Annotated in this window: 18 protein-coding genes; 6 read left to right on the top strand and 12 right to left on the bottom strand. The window is 48.0% G+C overall.

Features of this window, described 5'->3' with window-relative positions; translation table 11 throughout:
* Window positions 1-238: 238 nt before the first annotated feature.
* From NSQ20_RS11150 to NSQ20_RS11135, 4 genes are all read right to left on the bottom strand, one after another.
* A complete protein-coding gene (locus tag NSQ20_RS11150; RefSeq protein ID WP_340032453.1) occupies window positions 239-1,120 on the bottom strand; it encodes an SMP-30/gluconolactonase/LRE family protein in 882 nt (293 codons plus the stop codon).
* Between the two features lie 12 nt (window positions 1,121-1,132).
* On the bottom strand, window positions 1,133-1,798 hold the full coding sequence (locus NSQ20_RS11145) for an SGNH/GDSL hydrolase family protein (protein ID WP_340032452.1): 666 nt from the start codon (window positions 1,796-1,798) through the stop codon (window positions 1,133-1,135).
* Window positions 1,799-1,879: 81 nt separating this feature from the next.
* A complete protein-coding gene (locus tag NSQ20_RS11140) occupies window positions 1,880-2,668 on the bottom strand; it encodes an alpha/beta hydrolase (protein WP_340032451.1) in 789 nt (262 codons plus the stop codon).
* A 143-nt stretch (window positions 2,669-2,811) separates the two neighbouring features.
* Window positions 2,812-3,645 (bottom strand): AraC family transcriptional regulator, encoded by an 834-nt coding sequence (locus NSQ20_RS11135; RefSeq protein WP_340032450.1) that lies wholly within the window; start codon window positions 3,643-3,645, stop codon window positions 2,812-2,814.
* A gap of 128 nt (window positions 3,646-3,773) precedes the next feature.
* Here NSQ20_RS11135 and NSQ20_RS11130 point away from each other — a divergent pair, with 128 nt between their 5' ends.
* From NSQ20_RS11130 to NSQ20_RS11120, 3 genes are all read left to right on the top strand, one after another.
* Complete coding sequence (locus NSQ20_RS11130; protein ID WP_340032449.1) at window positions 3,774-5,801, top strand: beta-galactosidase; 2,028 nt, start codon at window positions 3,774-3,776, stop codon at window positions 5,799-5,801.
* A 438-nt stretch (window positions 5,802-6,239) separates the two neighbouring features.
* Window positions 6,240-7,196, top strand: coding sequence for a WYL domain-containing protein (locus tag NSQ20_RS11125; protein WP_047842441.1), 957 nt, complete (start codon window positions 6,240-6,242; stop codon window positions 7,194-7,196).
* Window positions 7,197-7,230: 34 nt separating this feature from the next.
* Window positions 7,231-7,917 carry a hypothetical protein gene (locus tag NSQ20_RS11120; RefSeq protein ID WP_340032448.1) on the top strand — a complete coding sequence of 229 codons (687 nt, stop codon included), beginning with the start codon at window positions 7,231-7,233 and terminating at the stop codon, window positions 7,915-7,917.
* Between the two features lie 101 nt (window positions 7,918-8,018).
* Here NSQ20_RS11120 and NSQ20_RS11115 read toward each other — a convergent pair whose 3' ends face one another.
* Window positions 8,019-9,533, bottom strand: a complete 1,515-nt coding sequence (locus NSQ20_RS11115; RefSeq protein WP_340032447.1) for an altronate dehydratase family protein — start codon at window positions 9,531-9,533, stop codon at window positions 8,019-8,021.
* Window positions 9,530-11,047, bottom strand: a complete 1,518-nt coding sequence (locus tag NSQ20_RS11110) for a tagaturonate reductase (RefSeq protein ID WP_340032446.1) — start codon at window positions 11,045-11,047, stop codon at window positions 9,530-9,532. The genes NSQ20_RS11115 and NSQ20_RS11110 overlap by 4 nt, the downstream gene beginning before the upstream one ends.
* A 192-nt stretch (window positions 11,048-11,239) precedes the next feature.
* Between NSQ20_RS11110 and NSQ20_RS11105 the strand changes: the two genes are divergently transcribed.
* The 3 genes from NSQ20_RS11105 (at window position 11,240) to NSQ20_RS11095 (ending at window position 14,938) form a co-directional block, all read left to right on the top strand.
* Complete coding sequence (locus NSQ20_RS11105; protein ID WP_076249848.1) at window positions 11,240-12,115, top strand: AraC family transcriptional regulator; 876 nt, start codon at window positions 11,240-11,242, stop codon at window positions 12,113-12,115.
* Between the two features lie 142 nt (window positions 12,116-12,257).
* Window positions 12,258-14,246 carry a translation factor GTPase family protein gene (locus NSQ20_RS11100; protein WP_338708412.1) on the top strand — a complete coding sequence of 663 codons (1,989 nt, stop codon included), beginning with the start codon at window positions 12,258-12,260 and terminating at the stop codon, window positions 14,244-14,246.
* A 14-nt stretch (window positions 14,247-14,260) separates the two neighbouring features.
* Window positions 14,261-14,938 (top strand): tetratricopeptide repeat protein, encoded by a 678-nt coding sequence (locus NSQ20_RS11095; RefSeq protein ID WP_026081149.1) that lies wholly within the window; start codon window positions 14,261-14,263, stop codon window positions 14,936-14,938.
* Window positions 14,939-15,051: 113 nt separating this feature from the next.
* Here the strand turns inward: NSQ20_RS11095 and NSQ20_RS11090 are convergent, their stop codons facing one another.
* From NSQ20_RS11090 to NSQ20_RS11065, 6 genes are all read right to left on the bottom strand, one after another.
* Window positions 15,052-16,113, bottom strand: coding sequence for a phosphotransferase (locus NSQ20_RS11090; RefSeq protein WP_340032445.1), 1,062 nt, complete (start codon window positions 16,111-16,113; stop codon window positions 15,052-15,054).
* A 92-nt stretch (window positions 16,114-16,205) separates the two neighbouring features.
* Complete coding sequence (locus NSQ20_RS11085) at window positions 16,206-16,832, bottom strand: GDSL-type esterase/lipase family protein (RefSeq protein WP_017689264.1); 627 nt, start codon at window positions 16,830-16,832, stop codon at window positions 16,206-16,208.
* A 204-nt stretch (window positions 16,833-17,036) separates the two neighbouring features.
* On the bottom strand, window positions 17,037-20,204 hold the full coding sequence (locus NSQ20_RS11080; RefSeq protein ID WP_340032444.1) for an MMPL family transporter: 3,168 nt from the start codon (window positions 20,202-20,204) through the stop codon (window positions 17,037-17,039).
* The gene (locus NSQ20_RS11075) at window positions 20,201-20,659 is read right to left on the bottom strand and encodes a MarR family transcriptional regulator (protein ID WP_036609512.1); all 459 of its coding nucleotides are present in this window, start codon (window positions 20,657-20,659) and stop codon (window positions 20,201-20,203) included. The genes NSQ20_RS11080 and NSQ20_RS11075 overlap by 4 nt, the downstream gene beginning before the upstream one ends.
* Before the next feature lie 219 nt (window positions 20,660-20,878).
* Window positions 20,879-21,316 (bottom strand): GNAT family N-acetyltransferase, encoded by a 438-nt coding sequence (locus tag NSQ20_RS11070; protein ID WP_036609514.1) that lies wholly within the window; start codon window positions 21,314-21,316, stop codon window positions 20,879-20,881.
* 55 nt (window positions 21,317-21,371) lie between these two features.
* On the bottom strand, window positions 21,372-21,557 hold the full coding sequence (locus NSQ20_RS11065) for a hypothetical protein (protein WP_036670270.1): 186 nt from the start codon (window positions 21,555-21,557) through the stop codon (window positions 21,372-21,374).
* Window positions 21,558-21,598: the final 41 nt, after the last annotated feature.

The raw sequence follows: 21,598 nt of genomic DNA, 5'->3' as shown, positions 1-21,598 counted from the left end.
CGGTTATCTGGATAATACTTTCAATAAATAACATTCGCTGGCAATCTCCAAACCCCTCTGTCGAAATTCCGATTTTTGTAAAATATTTTCAGTGTTTAAACAGGTTTATACAACAAAAAAAGATGCTGTTAGAACAGCACCTTTCGACATTTTATATAAGAGTAAAAAAATGGAATCGTTTCTTTCCTGGCAAACCAGGCAGAGGTTCACTAAGGTTCACTACATAATTGGCACCTGTTTATTGCTGGCTACCATAAGTGTGAGTCTCCTGCCCTTTAACGCCCGGTCTGATGACAAAAAGTGAGCCCGCATCCGGTGTCTCTTTCAAACGTTCTTCCTTAATCCCTATACGTGCTGTTGTAATGTATAACTCTTCGAGATCCGGTCCACCAAAACAGCAGGATGTTACCTGATCTGCCGGCACCTCGATCTGTTGCAACAGTTCTGATGTATGCGGGTTCCAACGAGTGACTCTTCCTCCGCCCCAGTGCGCAACCCACAGCATGCCCTCACGATCAACCGTCATCCCATCCGGAAAACCAAATTCCTCCGGTATGTGAATGATACTTGTCCGATTTTGTATCGTACCTGCCGTCAGATCAAAATCAAACCGGTCAATAGAACGTGTCGGGGTATCAATGTAATACATGGTCTGCCGATCCGGACTCCAGCCCAGACCGTTGGATGTAGACACACCTTGTACCATTGTGCGAACGGGTTGCCCTTGCTCCAAACAATACAATGATCCGGCTTTGCTCTCATTATTCATGCTCATCGTGCCTGCCCAGAAGCGGCCCTTCGCATCACATTTTCCATCATTAAAACGATTGGTATCCTTATCTTGTTCAGGGTCTTCAATAGCCTGCAGCTCACCCGTAAGCAAGTGATACGTATGGAATCCACTGCGTAAAGCAACCACAACTTCGTCACCACGATAGGGAACAACAGCCCCGACATGTTCACCGACATCATAAGCCTGATCCTGCCCTGTAGCTGGATCATACACATGCACCTTGAAGCTTTCAATATCTACCCACAACAATCGATTGTTCTCCGCATCCCAGCTTGGACCTTCCCCCAGTAATGCCGGGGTTTGTAGTGCTACAGTTACGTCGCTCATGCCCTCACGTCCTTATTCAGATTTGACGCCGCCTGACCATTCGAATCCGATGGCATCCAAGAATGCTTTGGACAATACCATATGGCCCGTTGCATCCGGATGTACCCGGTCATAAGTCAGCACAGACGTATAGAAATGATCCCAAAATGGAGCAAATGCGACCTGTGTATCCACATACACCGCATCATACTCACTCGCTACCCTGCGTACCGCTTCTCCGTAGATATCCATCGTTGCCCGCATCGGGTCTTCCGGATTGGCCTCAAGATAATAAGGTGTCATCAGTACCAGACCTTTCAGGTTGGGACGAACTGAAGCCACCAGTTCACGCAATGTGGATTCGTATTCTTCAAGAAACACATGTGAGTCTGTTGACAATGGGTTGTCGAACTGACGCCATACATCATTAATGCCAATCATGATCGTCAGCCAGTCCGGTTTAAGGTCCAGCACATCACGATCCCAGCGCTGTTTCAGATCACGAATCGTATTTCCACCATTACCCACATTTTGGACACGCAACATCAATTCCGGATAGATGGACCGCAAGAGGGCATAGACTTGCGCTACGTAACCATGTCCCAGACCGGAGCTACCTTCGCCTACAGGATGTTCCCTACCACAATCTGTAATCGAATCACCGATAAACAGAAGCTTGTCATTTTTTTGCAATTTCATCGTTATTTTCTCCTTCGCTCCAAGGCGCTAATATAAGAATAATTGATTAATCAGACCGTTAAGTTGTTATCCAATCAGTGATTACCAGCCTTGATTCTTGAGCCATGTGAGACACAGATCTGACCATACCCGAATCGCATGGTTGTCCTCAGCCAATCCAAGTCCATGTGAACCTTTCTCAAAAACGTGCAAATCATAGGGGATGCCATGCGCACCCAATGCAAGTGCGTAACGCAAGCTATTCTCTACAGGCACTGCCTGGTCATCGCTGGTATGCCAGATGAACGCTTCAGGAGCATCCGCTCTTACCTGCTGCTCCGCACTGAAAGCCTTGATCTGCTCGGCAGAGGCGTCCGACCCAAGCAAATTCTCACGGGAACCGGCATGTCCATAGGACTCCATCGTAATGACCGGATAACAGAGAATAACTCGGTCCGGGCGTGAACTCTGGCGTTCGATGAGGTCCTCATGATCCGGTTGTCCCTCGTCATACAGCGTTCCCAGTGTTGCTGTGAGATGTCCGCCTGCGGAGAAACCAAGTACTGCAATCTTAGCAGGGTTGATGCCATACTGCTCAGCATGAGCACGAACATAACGTATGGCACGCTGACCATCTGTTATCGGTGCAGGATGCTGGTGAGGCGCCACCCGATAATTCAGGACAAATGCACTTATACCTGCACGGTTCAACAATTCCGCTATTGGAGCACCTTCATGATCAGCCAAAAATCCATAGCCGCCCCCTGGACATACAATGATAGCGCTCTCGGAACCGGGCAGAATAAATGGAATCAAATGTGGCATCTCGTCTTCATGACCCTGGGCTGCATAAGGTGCAGCATGATCCCATAAGGGTATAGTTGTTGTCATCTTCAATCATCCTCTCCAAGTAGAACGGAACCATGGGTCCGTTTAAACGTTTTCGAATCTCAGGAATCGATACCATCATAACGGTAATGACCCTAACGCATCAATACCTTCCTGGCATCACTTTTTGATCATTTGGGTACATGTTAATACAAATTACGGAACTGTTCAGGAGTCACCCCCTCAATCCTGCGAAAAGTTGCTACAAAATGGCTTGCATCCCGAAACCCTACCCTAACTGCAGTTTCCCTAATCGTGGGTCTATGGTCTGCGGTCATGATTTCCTTGGCTTTGCGAATGCGCAGCAAAATGAAATAACTGTAGGCTGTCATGCCAAAGGACTGCTTGAACAAGGTGTTCAGATGTCTGGATGAGATCCCCGTGACGTCAGCCATATGTTCGAGACCAATCTCAGGATTCGCATAATGCTGTTCCATGAATGCAATGAGCGAAGCGAGTCTCTCCACGGCATGAGAGATCGAAGACCGATTGCCGGTCATGCCATGTTTTTTGAGCAAAATCAGAAATCGATATATATCCGCTGACGCCTCGAGTCCCGACAAATCCTGATCACTTCTGATCGAATCCAGCACTTCCTGGCCGTAATCATTGAACGGACTGCTCTGCTCCCACTGATGCAACGCTGCTTCACCCAGACTAAGTGACTCCAAGATTGCCGGACACTGGGAACCGCCAAATGTAATATAGAATGTCTCCCACTCTCCTTGGGCGCGCACATATTCATGCGGTTCATTCGGCGGCAGCAAAATACCTGATGCTTCCCCCAGTATGACCGTGGAGCCGGAAAATTTGAATTCTCCGGCTCCCTTCACGGTCTGAAGCCAGTGGTAACAGGGATACCCCACAGGTCTGGACACCTTCTCCTGATTGCCGTTATAACCCAGGCTCTCAATATAAAGGGGTAGCGGCTGATCACGTGATGTCATGAAATATCGTTGATGTCGGGGGGAGATAAACATGGGATGCCTCCTTGGGTATAAGCTGAAATACACTTCCGTATTCTTATATGAGTCATTACTTTTATTATATTTTAAAAGTCATATGTATCATATAGTATAGGATTATTCTTATACAAGAGGTGAACACATTGATTAGCAGCAAACTGCCCAAAATGTTCTACGGGGGCGATTATAACCCGGAACAGTGGGATCACGAAACCCACCTTGAAGACCTGCGCATGTTCCAATTGGCAGGCATTGATATTGCCACAATCAACGTATTTTCATGGGCACTGATTCAGCCTGATGAAGTTACTTACCGTTTTGAAGAACTCGACCAACTAATTAATCGTTTATATGAAAATGGTGTCTATATATGCCTTGCAACAAGCACTGCTGCCCATCCGGCTTGGATGGCAAAGAAATATCCAGACGTGCTTCGTGTAGATGCCGATGGACGCAAACGCAAATTTGGTGGGCGCCATAATTCCTGTCCCAACAGCCCGACCTATCGCAAATACGCTGAGAAGATTGCGGATAAACTGGCCGAACGATACAAGGATCACCCCGCGGTTCTCGTATGGCACATCTCGAACGAATATGGCGGTGAGTGCTACTGTGACAACTGTGAGAAAGCGTTCCGCGTGTATCTGAAAGAACGCTATCAGACTCTGGAACAGGTCAACAAAGCATGGAACACAAATTTCTGGGGGCATACCTTCTACGATTGGGACGAGATCGTATTACCAAGCAACCTGAGCGAACATTGGGGTAACAATAATTCAACGTTCCAGGGAATCTCGCTGGACTATTCTCGCTTCAACTCCGACAGCATGCTGGATTGTTATCTGTTGGAATACAATGCGATCAAAAAACATATTCCGGACTCCGTTGTGACTACCAATCTGATGGGATTCTTCAAACAATTGGACTATTTCAAATGGGCAAAATATATGGATATTGTCTCCTGGGACAGCTATCCCGGTCTCGCAACACCCGTCAGCTTCACGGCAATGGCTCATGACCTTATGCGCGGATTGAAGGATGGTCAACCGTTCATGCTGATGGAGCAAACACCAAGTCAGCAGAACTGGCAGCCATATAACTCACTGAAACGTCCAGGTGTCATGCGTCTGTGGAGTTATCAATCTGTTGCGCACGGAGCCGATACCATCATGTTCTTCCAGCTTCGTCGCTCCATCGGTGCCTGTGAGAAGTATCATGGTGCAGTTATTGAGCATGCTGGACACGAGAATACACGTGTATTCCGCGAAGTCGCTGAGCTGGGCAAGGAATTGCAGATCCTTGGAGATACCACGCTGGATGCATCTGTTGAATCCAAAGTGGCGATTGTGTTCGACTGGGATAACTGGTGGGCCATCGAAAAATCAAGCGGACCTACGGTTGCCCTGAACTATGTGGATCAGATCCATAAATACTACGCAGCCTTCTTCCGTCGCAACATACAGGTAGATATCGTCAGTGTGGATTCGGATTTGAGCAAATACGACATTGTCCTTGCCCCTGTTCTTTACATGGTTAAACCAGGGTTTGCCGCCAAACTCGAGAAGTTTGTTGAAGCAGGTGGAACATTCCTGACGACCTTCTTCAGCGGCATTGTCAACGAGAACGATCTCGTGACCACAGGTGGATATCCGGGAGAACTTCGTAAACTGCTCGGAATCTGGGTGGAAGAGATTGATGCCCTGCTTCCTGAGCAAAAGAACCGCATTATCCTCAAAGAAACCTACGGTGATCTTCAAGGAGAGTATGGCTGCGGCATGCTGTGTGACCTGCTGCACAGTGAAGGAGCCGAAGTCATCGCGGAGTATGGAGACGACTTTTATAAAGGCATGCCTGTTGTGACACGTAATACCTTTGGCCAAGGTGAAGCCTGGTACGTTGCATCCGACCCGGATGAGCGCTTCCTGGATGGTTTGCTGGGACAGCTTGCAGCAGCCAAGAACGTAGAATCCTTGCTTGAGACACCAGAAGGTGTTGAAGTAAGCGCACGAACCAAAGACGGCAAACCCTACCTGTTTGTCATGAACCATAACGCAGCCACACAATCCTATGATCTGGGAACAGCTAAGGCACATGATCTGCTCACCAATCGTGAGCTTTCGGGAAGTGTTGAGATTGAAGCCCGTGGAGTGCAATTGCTCGAAATGAAATAAGCGATTTCGCTTAATTGGAATCATTCGGAATAATATAATGTGACAGAAATTCCCGCGATACAAAGTGTCACATATTCATTCCTTTTATACTTGTTATTGTCTTCAGCGAGGATATTGGTATAGATTTCAGACCTTTATCGTCTTCTGTAAGCCAAAAGCTGCTACTTCCCGTATCCGTCTACACCGAATACGGGTTTTTGGCATGATCTGTGGTCTTTTTGATAGAAGGAAATATCAGTATGCAAAGCGAATTGGACGAGAAACACATTTTAACAAAGCCTGCCGGAACATGCTTGTGAATCCTGATGCTGATCCATTATAAAATAATGAACAGTTGAAAAATTGGTGACACTCATGATGTCACTTATTCGTTGTTACAATAGAAGTATTACTACGACATCACTTTCCGGCGGCGCAGATCGAAACGGAGTGGCTGACATGAACAGAACAAATCGGCTTGCTGCCATTGTAATGGCATTACAGCATGGTCACGAAACGGCACACTCATTAGGTGAGAAATTTGAGGTTTCCCGTCGCACCATTCTCCGGGATATTCAATCCCTCTCCGAGATGAATGTGCCCATTATTGCCATTTCCGGTCCGGGAGGCGGTTTCAGTCTTATGGAGGGTTACGTATTACCCCCATTACAGCTGGACCCGGTAGAAGCAGCGACGCTTCTATTCGCTCTTGAAGGTCTAAGTCGCTACGCCGACACACCTTTTCATGAGAAACGCTGGACCCTGATGAACAAAGTTAAGGCTATCATTCCGGATGATATTATGTCGCGAATTGATCCCATGCTCAAACAACTGCATCATCATATTCCAGACCGCAATTACATTCTTCCTCATCTGGACGCACTGCTGGCATGTATACCCGAACACGGGTGGCTTAGTGTGCTGTATCGCTCCGCATCACGTCAGCGTTGGTTGCATATCTGTCCCACACGGGTATATGCTTCCTCTGGCTTCTGGTACTGTGAAGCATATTCCCTCGAACATGTTGAACAACGTCTGTTCCGGGTTGACCGAATTATCGAAGTAAAAGCGATCGAACCACAGGATGCACAGATGCTTAATGAACAGGCAGAGCAACAGCAGAGTAAGCCGATCCCTCCAGAACAGCCGCCAACCCTGGTTAAGGTACAACTGAGTTATCGGGGAATGATTGAAGCTGAACAGGACGAGCATATTGGTGAAAAGATGACTGAAATTGCCCCGGATCTCTGGGAATTATCATTCCTTTGTCCACCAGGGGAATGGGACTGGGCCGTAAGATTCTTTTACCGATTAGGACGTGAAGCCGAAGTGATTGAACCTCTCCAACTTCGCAGTGAGATTCGTCAGCATGCCGAGGAAGTGAGCCGGAGATACCTTGCTTCAACCAAGTCGTAGCTTGACTACACACAAAAAGGAGCCTACTGATATCATGACATATGAAGCCGTTATAACGTACGAAGAAGCAGTACAGCGTATCCAGTCTATAGGGCTGCTGCCTCTGGCACCACTATTTGCCGATTATCCTTCTCTGTCATCGCTAACCCCCAAAGAACATTGGCACAAGGATGATGAATTCGATCCTTGGTTATGGCGTTCACGCCTGGCTGAAGAGGGCATTGCTGCATATGGAAAATTTGTCAAAAAGAAAGCGCTTCTTGTCTCATCTGAATATTTCCCTTGGGTACACCGACTGCTTGCCGACTCCAGAACCATCAAGGAACAGTATGAAGCGGGTCTGCTCTCCCGTGAAGCGTTCAAACTCCATGCGTTAGTTGCAGAACAAGAAGGCATCGATGGACGTGCCTTGCGATCACAAGCCGGTTTCGGGGCAAAAGAGGAAAAAAAAACATTTGACCGTGGACTTCTGGACCTTCAGGGCTGTGCAGCCATTGTGATCAGTGGCACCAAAGAAAAAGAAGGGCTCGCAGAAGGCAAAGTCGCCTGGAACAGCTCCGCATACGAGACTGCTGGTCACTGGATGGAACGTCACGGCATTAAGCCATATGAAGGCAGCATAGAAGAGGCACGTGAACTATTGATTGTGCAACTACAACAACATGCTTCACCTGCAGCATTATCAAGCATCTCCAAAGCGCTTGGCATCCGTGGAATCTAAATAAAGCCAATCCCGGTTGTAGTGCAAATCTCAACCGGAATTGGCTGTGGTTCACCATATAATGTAACCCAGACGATCAACAGCCCCCATCGACAATGGATTTAGAGAATTACGCCATCCTTGAATATGGCAATCTCCCGGAATCCATGCTGCTCACTGAGTGTGTGTGACCGTCCTGAAGCAATGTCAATCAGCTGGCTGAACAGCTGCACTTTCACCTCATCCATCGTCTGCCCCTCCAACAACTGGCCTGCGTTGAAGTCAATCCAGTGTTTTTTGCGATTCGCCAGATCGGATTGGGTCGCAATCTTGACGGTAGGTACCGGACCTCCGAAGGGAGTCCCCCGCCCTGTTGTGAAGAGTACAATATGTGCACCCGCCGCAGACAGTGCCGTTACAGATACCAGGTCATTACCCGGTGCTTCTACAATGTTCAGACCGGTTTGAGTTACACGTTTGCCATACCGTAGAACGTCGACTACGGAAGAACGTCCTCCCTTTTGCGTACATCCAAGTGACTTTTCCTCTAGCGTTGTGATGCCACCAGCCTTATTACCAGGTGAAGGATTCTCATAGATGTTCTGGCCATGGTTCACAAAATATTGCTTGAAGCCGTTCACAAGGTCCACCAAATCATGAAATACCTGCTCATTGGCAGCCCGGTTCATTAAGATCGTCTCCGCACCAAACATCTCCGGAACTTCCGTCAGAATAGCCGTACCCCCGGCAGCAACCAGCATGTCAGCAACTGCACCAACCAGTGGATTGGCTGTAATACCAGATAAACCATCGGAACCACCACACTTCAAACCAATCTTGAGTTTACTGAGCGGAAGCGGCTTCCGTTGTTCATGTTCAGCGATCTCCACAAGTTCTTCCATCAGTCGAAGCCCTTCCTCAAGCTCGTCATCCGTTTCCTGTGCTTTGAGAAACCGTACTTTACCGCGGTATTCCGGAGCAATACACTCACGGAATTCATCGACCTGATTGTTCTCACAGCCCAGACCGATGACGAGCACGCCTCCTGCATTCGGATGCTCCACCAAGGAGGCCAGCAACTGTTGTGTATACTTCAGATCATCACCAAGCTGTGAACACCCGAATGGATGCGGAAAGTGAAATACACCATCTACCCGGCTTCCAAACTGGGACTGACCCATACGTGCCAAAGCTTCACACACTTTATTGATACATCCAACCGTATTCACAATCCAGATCTCATTACGAATACCTGCGTCACCATTGGGGCGCAAATATCCATCGAATGAGCGCAGATGTTCCGGAGGCATGTCCGTCTGAACCTGCGCGCCCGGTTGATACTCATATTCAAGCAATCCGTGCAGACCCGTCTTCAGGTTGTGACTATGAATCCAGCTTCCCTGCTCAATCTGCTCTTGGGCAATCCCGATGGAGAAACCATACTTCATCACATCATCACCCGGTGCCAGGGTATGCACAGCAATCTTATGCCCTTTGGGCACGTCATCCAGCAAGGTAAAAGAAACACCGTCTGGCAGGGTAATGCATTCTCCTTTCGCATAATCCCGAAGCGCTATAATGACATCATCCTGTGGTTGAATGGCAATCCAGTCATTGATTGTACTTGTTGTGTTCATTTCCCTTCACCTTCCAACAATCCGATTTCACGAACAAGTGCTGCACGCAGCCCTTCTCTTGCATCCAGATTTTCGCCCCAGATCAGGGTATCCGACAACACAGCCGCTACCCGGTTATCCAGTTGGTTCTGATCCCTGTTAAGCGTGTCATAACCGTCCCAGTGTGCAGCCAAAGCAGCCAGGACATCCGGGTCATCCCGCAGCAGAATGTCCTCTCCATTCAGTCGTTGTGCCTTGTAACCTTCTGGCGTATTTACCGGACGATAGAGACACAATAATCCAGCAAACCCTTGAATTAAACGTTCTGGCCAACTTCCCTGATTTTGCTCGTAAGACAAAAGTGTTGGCAACACACGCACCTTGAATTTTCCGATCGTATTCAAAGCAATATCTTGCAATTTGTGATCAATATATGGGTTAAGGAACCGTTCGAACACTTCTTCTGCATACTGGTCCAGCTGATGATCGGGCATATCCAGAGCAGGCACGATCTCCTGATGCACAGCTTCCCTGATCCATGAGCCAAAATACGGATCTTCCATCGTTTCTCTCACATGCTGCTTACCTTGCAGAATGCCGAGGGATGACATTAAGGTATGTGACCCATTCAAAATACGAACTTTGCGTACCTGAAAAGGCTTCAGATCTTTCACCCAATGTACATTGAGACCTGCCTGCTTGAGAGGAAGTTTTTTGTCCAATGATTCATCACCCTGAATGGCCCAGAAATGATATGGCTCTGCCGTATTAATCAACTGGTCCTCGTAACCCCAGCGATTCGTCAGGGAATCGGCTTCCTCCTGGGTCGGCGCACCTGTTACGATTCTATCTACCAGATTGTTCAGGAAGTGATTATGGTTCTCGATCCATGAACGGAAGCCATCCGAATACCCATAATCCTCACTATGACGGAGAACACAACTGCGCAGCACGTCACCATTGCCTTCAAGCAGCTCGCATGGCAGATGAATCAAACCTCTGGATGGATCACCATCAAATTTCAAATATCGCTGATGCAGGAAAACTGTTAATTTCCCCGGAAATGATTGGACCGGTTCACCCTCGATATAGTCCGCATACGTATATTTCAATCCTGATTCGGTTGTATTGGAAATAACGAACTCAAGTGAAGGCAGTTCCGCCAAGTTCAGAAAGGCATCCCATTCCTCATACGGATTGATACACTGTGAGAAAATGGAGATCAACTCTGTCCGCTCAACCGGCTTCCCTTGAGACAGCCCTCGCGTAATCATCGTATATAATCCATCCTGATCACGAATCTGCTCCAGCTTGGCTTTGCCTCCCGGTCGTGGTTGGGTAACAGCTACACTTCCATGGAATTTGCCTTGTCTGGCACTCTCATGAAGCATCCAGTCTGCAAATCCCCGCAAGAAATTACCTTCTCCAATCTGCAAAACCTTCACGGGACGCTCCATAATCTCCTTGCACTTGCGCTGACCATCGCTCCCCAGTAAATTCAGCTTCAACCTTGGCCGTTTCGTGCTTGCCGACATGGACACTCACCTCATCGATTATTTGTACTGTCGGAATGCAGCGCAAAGGCTCTGCACCCTTTTATTGTAAACGCTTTAAATTCATTGTATCATCAATAAAAGGAAATTAAATTGCTTATATTGCGGTAAATATACTCTCTCATGACCAGGTATAACATCTCGTTGAAGACGATCGTCTGGAAAGGAGTCTTTATGGAACGTTCACCTGTTCGTACGACTATTCAAGCAGAATCCGGTATTCCGTTCCGCCTGGTGTACAGCGATACCAAATCCCCTCAGAACGAATTGCCAGATCACCTTCACGACTGGCATGAAATAATCTATGTATATCGGGGTCAGGGAAGCATCTTTATTGATACGGGACTTGAGAATATGCAAGAAGGAGATCTGTTCATTATACCGGGCAGCACGGTTCACCGAGCCTTGCCGGATGCAGGCAATCCTGTCACATCTTCCGCATTGTTCTTCAGCCCGGGCTTGCTGGCATCGACCGCTGGAGGCGCTGCTTCTTCCTTGCTAAGCCTGTTTGAACGTTGTCGTAAACAACGCGTGTATAAGAGGCATCTGAACACAGAGGAGCAATCACAGGTGGCCACCCTCATTGATAATATTCAGACCGAATTCCAGCTCGGTCATCATCTAAGCGCACATGCGGCCCTGTTAAGGCTGCAACTGTTGCTCATTTTTCTGGAACGTCTGGAAGCTGCGGGACCTGCGAATCCGGGTAAATCCGCTCCAGGTCCCTCATGGCTCTCTTCTACGATCTCTCATATTGACGATAACCTTCGGAATGGCCTGTCCCTCCCTGAACTGGCGCAGCACGCCTCTGTATCCCCTGCCCATTTCAGTCGTGCCTTCAAACGATACACGGGAATGACTCTAACGGATTACGCATTAGCACGAAGGGTCATTATGGCGAAAGAGCATCTGGTGCAAGGTGATGAGACGATGGCAGCCGTTGCCGATGCTTGCGGGTTCGACAGCCTGCCCCACTTTTACCGTCAATTCAAAAAATTAACCGGTACAACACCCGCAGCATACCGCAGAACCATGAACAGTTCTCGTTAAAATAGAACCAGACTGGAACATAGGTGCCTGGGCCTAATCATATATATCCACATATTCTTCCATATGGAAGATGTGGTATGATAATCTGGATTATTACTTGTCGGAAACATTGCATTCCGTTGTCAGAGGAGCTTAGCATTCCATGTTAAACGAATTAAATCACAGGAATATTGGTATCTTCGCCCATGTGGATGCGGGGAAAACAACCACCACCGAGCATATGTTATTTGAGAGTGGTGTCGTCCGAAGTCCGGGACGTGTAGATGACGGAACAACAGCCACAGACTCCCTGGAGATTGAGAAAGAACGTGGCATATCCGTTCAGGCAGCCATGACCTCTCTGATCTGGAAGAACACCATCATTGACCTCATTGATACGCCTGGTCACATTGATTTTAGCTCCGAAGTAGAGCGAACACTCCGGGTAATGGATGGCGCTATTCTCATTCTGTCGGCAGTTGAAGGCATTCAGTCCCAGAGTGAAGCCATCTGGCATGCCCTTCGTTCACTTCGCATCCCAACCATCATTTATATTAATAAAATGGATCGGATTGGCGCATCTGCCCCAGCGGTAATGGAGCAGATTCGTTCCACCCTGTCCCCTTTCGCATGCGAAATCCAAGCGTATCAGCTCCATGAAGATTCATTTCATGGCATCGACTCCCTATGGAACCCGAATCAAGATTCTCTGTCAGATGGCACACCTTCCATTCCAGGTCTGGTCGAGATACTTGCCGAGCTGGACGAAGAGGTCATGGAAGCCTACATCCAGGAGACTCCGTTATCGCAAAGGGATCTGAATGAAGCATTCCTGCGGTATGTGCATCAGGGTGAGATGTTCCCTGTGTGTTATGGGGCTTCCGGCAAAGGAATTGGCGTCACGGCATTGCTGGACGCAGTCCTTGCATTCCTGCCCCCACCTGCACAACCAGTGGATTCTCCCGTATCGGGTGTTGTATTCAAGATTGAACGTGACCGTACGATGGGACGCACGGCTTACGTCCGTATGTATGGTGGCAGCTTACACAATCGGGATACCATCCATAATTCGACGCGGGAGCTTGAAGAGAAAGTGACGCAGATTCGCCGCATGGATGGACGAAAATGGGCGGATACCGGTGCCGTTCACGCGGGACAGATTGCTGCGCTGTACGGACTGAGTGACACACATGTGGGTGACATTATCGGCAATCCTGAAGGTGTACCTCCTCTGCCACAGATGGCTGTGCCTTTGCTGACCGTACAAGTACATGGCAAGGACCCGGCACGTTACCCCGATCTTGTCGCAGCATTGCAAGAGTTGACGGATGAAGACCCCTTACTCGACCTGCAATGGTTGCCGGAGGAACGAGAACTGCATCTCAAGGTCATGGGGACCATTCAGCTTGAGATTTTATCCAGCCTGTTGCTGAGTCGTTTCGGATTGGATGTCGTGTTCGATCCGCCATCCGTTATCTATAAGGAAACGCCTCGTGCAGCTGGAGAAGGTTACATCGCTTATACGATGCCTAAGCCCTGCTGGGCCATCCTCCGCTTCAAGATTGAACCTTTACCTCGGGGAAGCGGTCTGATCTATTCATCAACCGTAAGGACAGATGATCTGCTGTTACGTTATCAGAATGAAGTTGAACGACGAATTCCGGAAGCCTTGTCTCAAGGTATGCTCGGTTGGGAAGTAACCGATCTGCGCATCACGCTGGTGGAAGGGGAACATCATGTCTGGCATACGCATCCGCTGGATTTTGTTGTAGCCACGCCTATGGGAATCATGGATGGATTGTCGAGAACAGGTACTACTTTGCTGGAACCCCTTCTTCAGTTCCGGCTGACAGTCCCGGAAGAATACGGCGGTAAGGCCCTTAGCGATCTGGTACATATGCGGGCAACCTTCGAAGCCCCCGTCATAGGTAGCGGACGTTGTATTATTGAAGGAGTTATGCCTCTTGCCACCTCAATGGATTATCCGGTGAAACTGCGTTCCGAGACAAGCGGCCGCGGGATGCTTACGACTTCGTTTGCCGGATATCAAGATTGTTCTGCGGATGTGAATCATACTCGCAAACGCAGAGGAGTTAACCCGTTGGATCAGTCGAAATATATTTTAAGTGTACGAAACGCGATTACATCATAAATGGAGTTGAACCTGTGCTTATTAAATTTCTTATCTTTGGCCTTCTATGGCGGATTGTAGGTAATCCGTTCATTGCCATCCTCATTTTACTCGTTATACTGTATTTCCTGGATCGTCGTTACGTTGGGGTGTTCCCAAGCTTCACGAAACCTCTCAAACGTATGCGTAACATCTCCCGGCTTCGGCAACAGCTTGCCATGAGTCCCAATGAAGTTTCCTCCAAGCTGGAACTGGCTCGCCTGTTAATTGAGCGCAAGCGTTACAGTGAGGCACATGCGTTATTGCTTGAACTGGAACGCCCATACGAGCAATCAGCTGAGTACTGGGAGGCATTAGGAACAACTGAGCTTCATTTGGGCAACATCGAAAAAGGCGAACGTCATATTTTGCAAGCACTCGAGATCAACCCCAGAGTTAAGTACGGACGCCCGTACCTAACCCTTGCTGGAGCCTTCAAAGATACGCATGAGGACAAAGCGCTGGATTATGTGCATCAGTTTCAGGAGATTCATTCCTCTTCCAGTGAAGCCTATTATCTGCTCGGTTCGGTTCACCGTTCCCTTGGGCGCAATGCAGACGCGAAGCAGGCATACGAGCAATCGTTGAACGTTTATCGTTCGTTGCCCAAATACAAAAAACGTCAGGAGCGCCGCTGGGCTGTCCGCAGTTGGTTCCGCAAACGTGGATTGTAATGTCATTCGCTATACGCTGTAATCTTCATATATCACTTTTCTAACCAATAAAAGTGCACTGATCTCTGCCCTCGTATGAGCAGTACCAGTGCACTTTATTTTTAATAACGATATTAATACACCAATATCTCACGCAGTCGTTCTTCATGGAGATGCATCCAGTCGATCCGCTGTTTGAGCTTCACAATCTGCTCCACAGCCACTTCCGGCTCATCTGTACCCTCGAACATCCGACTGATGAAATGCATGACCACATCCAGACTACGCAGCAAAATCAATCGAGGTATGGCCAGCAACTCTTCCGGTTTCAGGCTGACCTGTTCCCGAAATCCCCTGATCAGTCCCTCCTGTGCCTGCCACATCCAATCTTCACTCTTGTCCAGGGTAAGGAGGTCAGACATCGGAACAGCCAGCTCCATTACCCGCAAATCCCATGTCGCAAATTCAAAATCCAAAATGGCACAGATTTCACCATCCTGCTGATCTACCAATACATTCGAGGCATTCACGTCCCCATGAACCAATTGATGCGGCAGATGTTCCATTCCCCGCAGGGCTTCAAACAGATCTGGCAGCGCATCTCTCAGTTGCTTCAACTCATTTGCACATGAGGCCAATTGCTCCGGCGGCGATGTGCATAGCTGTAATAATCGTTCTGGTGAACAGAGCGGATACGCATCCTGAATTCGATAATATGGTGGATACACAGGTTCAAGTGGTATATCCAGCGTAGCCATAACATAAGACAGGGCCCCCGCCGCTTTACCGAGCCCTATCAATTGATCTGGTGTATGCCAGATGGGATTGACGCCTTCCCTATAATGAAACAGAGTCACGATTTTGGTATGACCTGTCAGGGTATCTTTTACAGGAAGGAACGTACCTCTCTCACCAGATAACCGCCTTACAGGTGAAGGTGTATCAAGCTTAAAGTTCGAACGTTGGAGGGCTGCCAGCACCTCGTGTTCAAAGGTGATTTTCATCGGATCATTATGTGTTTCATATTGTCTCATGACGTAATTAGTCCCGTCTACATGGAGCATGTAAGTAGAATTATTCATCCCACCCTTTCCCCGCTCGCCTTTCCAATCCGATGTAAAACCATATAAGGCCAACACTTCGGATATACGCTGCTGCTCTGAAGGATGGAGGGAACCGGAATCGATGTTTTGCACCAAAAATTAACCCCTTTATCTCACAAAATGGAACTGTCTTTTATTTATCTTAAAGGAAGTCCATCGCTTGGTCTAGTTCTGTTCCAAAGTGATCAAGAGAACGGATAATATCCCGTCCGATTAAGCTGCTCCGCAATGACACGATACCCTCTTGCATTGGGATGCACTCTGTCCCAGAACAACAGTTCACGTTCACGACCTTCAAACCTGTCATACACCTGAGCACACGCATAGTTGCCTGATCCCGCTCCATTCAAAAACGAATTATATTGGCGCACCCAGTACGCAGCTTCCGTCGCTTGTGGATACGGGTTGTACAATCCGATGGATCGGACCATATACTCATGGTTGCCCTTTAACTGCCGAATGTGCCGCATGATCTGGGATACATTACTGCGGGTTTCTCCGAGCACCTGTGTCATTTTGCTGGCATTTGGAATGCCATTACTTGCTTTGAACGTACGAATCAGATCATTCCCGCCAATGGATATGGTAATGATATCCGCTTCACGGAGCGATTGCCGCACTCGGGGATGCGAAGAGATCATCTGCAACATTTCCCCCGACGTCAGTCCATTCACGCCCATATTTTCCATGGATACAAACGTACGAACATTCATTTCTGCCATTCGCCGATATAAAGGAACAAAGCCGGTGCCCAGCAACGCTCCTGTACCTACCGTTAATGAATCTCCTATAGCCACATATCGATATACCATCCCGTCGCCCCTCTCTGCTGTGATTTCTCTGAACAATAATGAACTGCTCTATATCTTATGATGAGTGGCAAGACAAGGCGCGGGATGGTGTCCTTAGGCATGCACCTTTCTTTTGCATAAAACCATATTTCTTCTTCTGTAGAGGTAAAAAAAAGAAAAAAGCCCTGCCGCATAACGCGGCAGAGCCTGATTCATTGCAATGCATTACATGCCTATGGTCCGATCCGAATCAACGGAATCTGATTGTTCCTTGTTCGGGAACGGCCACCAGTTGGCCCGGCCAAACATCTTCACCATCACTGGGACGAAGAATGGCAGGAACAGCAGAGAGTACAAGATCAGTCCGCTAAGGACTACTGTGGCAATCTGCATCATCGAGAGAACACCGGATGGATACATCGCAGCAAATGTACCGCTCAGAATGACTGCGGCAGATAGAATAACGGTGCCCATGTTTTTCATCGCGTACAACATCGCATCCTGTACTTTCATACCTTTGTTCTCATTGAAACGGTCCATCAGGAAGATGCTATAATCCACACCAAGTGCAATCAGCATAACAAATCCGAAGAACGGAGTAACCCAGCTAATGCCTGCGAATCCGAGGATATTAACAAAGATCACTTCGGTTAACGCCATCGATGTGAAATAAGCCAGTAATAAGGAAACAATCAGATACAATGGCATAATGACCGAGCGAAGCAGTACAACCAGAATAATAAATGTGCCTGCCAGCATCAGCATTACAGTACGTGTATAGTCGTTATTCGAGATCTCCTGCAAATCTGCAAACGTGCTGGTAACGCCACCTATGGCGATATCTGCTTTTTCAAGTGTACTGCCTTGTACCGCGCGATGTACTGCCGCCTCAATGTCAGGAACACGATCAATGGCTTCTGTTCCGTATGGATTTTCGGCGAAAATAACATCAATCGTCATCGTTTTCCGATCTTCAGACAGATACGTATCAAATACCTGTGTGAAGTCTTTGCTGTTCAGTGCTTCATCAGGAACGTACCAGCCTGCCAGATCGGAATCTGGTGAATTTTGCAATTGCGTCAGGTAGTCCTGCGCTGAATCCAGTCCACCGGATACCTGTTTAATACCATCGACACTTTGATTCAGTCCATCTGTCAGTTGTGTCAGCTGACCACTCAGATCCGAGAAGCCTTGTTGGATTTTCTCCTGACCACCCTGAAGCTGGCCAAGTCCATCCTGAATGGAAGGAATTTCACTAATCACTTTGCCCTGACCATCTGCAGCCTGTTTGAGACCGGATTGCAACTGACCGATTCCCGTTACAATCTGGCCCAGGCCATCGGCAAGCGCCTTTTGTCCGGCTGCTGCGGAGGCAAACCCTTCATTGGCCTGATTAATTCCAGCAGCGGCTTCCCCAAGTTTGGTCTTAATCTGACCCAAACCTTGCGCAAGCTGCGCTGTGCCAGAACCTGTTTCTCCAATCGTACCTTTAATACGCTGGTAATCAGCATCTTGCTGCAATTCAGGATAACGCTCTTCAAGTGCTGTGAAGGATTCGGACAGACTGGTTAGAGCTGTTGAAACCCCGTTCAGCTGTTGTTCCAGTTCGCGGGTTCCATCCCCCAGTGCAGCGACCCCTGCTCCCGCCTGACGATAGGCTTCAAGCAACTGATTGTTCGCCTGCGCAAGCTGATCTGCACTCGTTTTGGCTTGCTGAAGTCCGGCTTTCAGATCACCCGCACCTGCGGAACCGTCACGAATACCTTTTTCAATCTGCCCTAGTCCCTCACTGAGTTGCGTGATACCCGATTGCAACTGGGAGGTTCCTTTGGTAAGTTCACCTGCTCCATCAGCAGCTTCTTTTAACTGTGGTTCATTTTTACTTAGCTGACTGCTGGCTTCACTCAGACCATCACGGATTTTGTCCAGACCCGTCTTGCCTTCACCCAGTCCATCCGATAATGTTCCCACTTGCTGTGTAACTTCAAAATCTTTAATCTCATCACCCGTAGGTCGTGTCATACTACGGACACCAGAGACTCCGGCTACCTTCTCTACTTCCCGGCTAATTTTCTCGGCAACGGCCATATATTTCGCATTATCCATCGCTTCATCGTTCTGGATAACGATCTGACCCGGCAGCGATTCACCCGGACCAAAGCTGTCAGAGATAATGTTAAACGCTTTTACGGAATCATATTTCTCACCAATCTCATCGAGACTGTTGAACGACAGTTTGCCATCGTAGGTTGCCAGAAGAGGCACACAGACAGCTGCAACGATGAGCAGCGCAGCCCATGGACGTTTAAGTGAAAAGCGACCAGCTGCACCATAGATCTTGCTCTCCGCATGTTCAAGTGAACCCTTCGACGGCCAGAATAACTTCTTGCCCAGCACCGCCATGAAGAATGGTACGATGGTCACCAAGGCAAGCATCATCACTGCAATACCTACAGCTACGGCAACCGCAGAACGGTACAACATAAACTGGGCAAAGCCAATCGCAATGAATCCAACCAGCACAGCTAGTGCTGAGAAGAGTACCGTTTTACCGGCAGTACGATAGGTAGCAATGATGGCATCCCACGTATTCTCATGATGAGCCAGTTCTTCCTTGAACCGACTGATCAGCAGGATGCAGTAATCCGTACCAATCCCAAACATGACTGCGACCATAAAGATCTGTGTAAACGTGGATATCGGGAAGTCGAGCCCATCCACCAGGAATGCAACAATCTGTTGCGATACAATGTAACTGATCCCTACCGTCAGCAGCGGTACAAACGGAGCTACAAACGAACGGAAGACCAGGAACAGAATGAGTAAAATAAAGACAACTGTGATATATTCCGATTTCTTAAGTCCCTCTTGGGAACTTTCAATGGTGTCTTCATCAATCAGACCTTTACCGGTTATGTAGTGCTCCACATTGACGGACTTCAATGCTTCATTCAGGTCTTCCCGCATTTCCTTGACCGTACGATCTCCCTGATCAATGGATAGCGATGTTAGAATCGTTTTGCCATCAGCTGAGATCATCTTCTCAGACAGTTCAGGCTGAGAGAAAGGTTCCAGAATGGACAGAATACCGAGCTTCTCCTTGTCGGCCTCCAATTGCTTAACTGCCTTCTCTGCCTCTTGTTTCCCCGTGGTGCCCAGCCCATCTGGATTATAGAATACAAGGGCGATCTGGCTCCCCTGTTGTTCTCCTTTTTGTGCTGCAGCTTCATTCAAAATTGCTGCTGCCTGGGTGGAAGAGTACCCTTCCGGAACCGAAAACTGTCCCTTTTCCCGAATCAGTTCACTCATGTTAGGGGCGGTAAACATCAACACGGCAGCTACAACAACCCATAGCCCCATTAACCACCATCTTGCTTTTAGTATCGTTCTCATTCGTTCTCCCGTCCTCCTTCATGCGATAGCAAAGCTGCAAGCTTCTCAAAAGATTCAATGAAAATTCGGACTTCTTCCGGTTTAAAATGAACCAGATACGGCTCCAGAATCTGCTGTATTTCCTGTTCTGTTTCCCTGTATACCTGTCGTCCGGTATCCGTCAGTGTCAGATATACAACGCGGCGGTCACGTTCATCCCCGGCCCGATGGACCAGATCGCGATCCACCAGCTTGTTGACCAAAGCGGTAATGCTGCTCTTACCTATACACAGAAGCTCTGCAAGATCAGAGGGCGTGCAGAAAGGTTTCTCTTCAATCAGACGAAGTGCGCAGAACTGATCGGTCGTTATGGTCTGCCCCACTTGTTCACGTATCCGCGTATCAAACCGCTTATTGACCATAAAGGAAGCATCCAAATAGCGGTTCACCAAACTTTTTGCATCCGGTGTACTCATTCTTCATTCTCCTTTCCCAAATCTATATAGTTCACTTAACGAACTATTCTTCTGTGAAACTATTCTATAATGAAACAATCTTACAAAGCAATACTTTTTTCCTGCTTTTTTGATGAAAACGACAAAAAAACAGGACGTCCGACTCAGCTCATTGCCAAATCCAACATCCTGTACTGATGATAATCCATATATTTCTTAAAGTAATAAAAGGCCTCTGTGCTACTCTTCGTCTGTATCTTCCTCTTTTTCAAGCACACAACGGAATCGCTCCACACCTGGGTATAATTCACCCAGACTATATACCACAAACCCCGTATTCCGATAAAACTCGACGGCTTCCAGCTCGGTCTCCGCAATCAGTCTATCAGGATTGTATGTTGCCAACAGTTGTGAGATCATACCACGTCCATAATTTTTAAAGCGGTTTTCAGGCAAAACCGAGATATGATGAATGGTAACCTCACTTGTTCCTGTCTTCTCATATCCAATCAGACCGATCAATTGTCCCTCATCTTCGTAACCGCCCATTTGCAATTCGTCTTTCTCTACATATTGTTGCAACGCACGGTTCAAGTGATCCGGATCAGGAAAGACCGAGTAGGACAATAGCTCCTGTACTTCCGGCTCCTGTATGCGTGATTTCAGATTAATTAACACCTTGATTCCTCCTATACCTTGCTTGTTTCCGTTATCGTATTGTAGTCGTTAGCCTCTAAAAGTTCAAGTCGTGTGCCGATTCAGCTCCGATACCCTCCAGCACATTTTGCTCAGCATTGGTATCGTGATAACGGTTGCAACCATTCTTTTGCACATAGGATACAATCTTCCCGTTCTGATCTGCGACAGCCACACGCGTGTGGCTCCCTCCTCCATCCATCCCTATTACATATGTATTCATCCTTAACCATCTCCCTTCAGACCACACATTAAGAGTGCCGG

This window comes from Paenibacillus sp. FSL K6-1122, assembly GCF_037977015.1.
GTDB classification, from domain to species: Bacteria; Bacillota; Bacilli; order Paenibacillales; family Paenibacillaceae; genus Paenibacillus; species Paenibacillus amylolyticus.
This window is presented reverse-complemented; position numbering and strand designations above follow the sequence as displayed.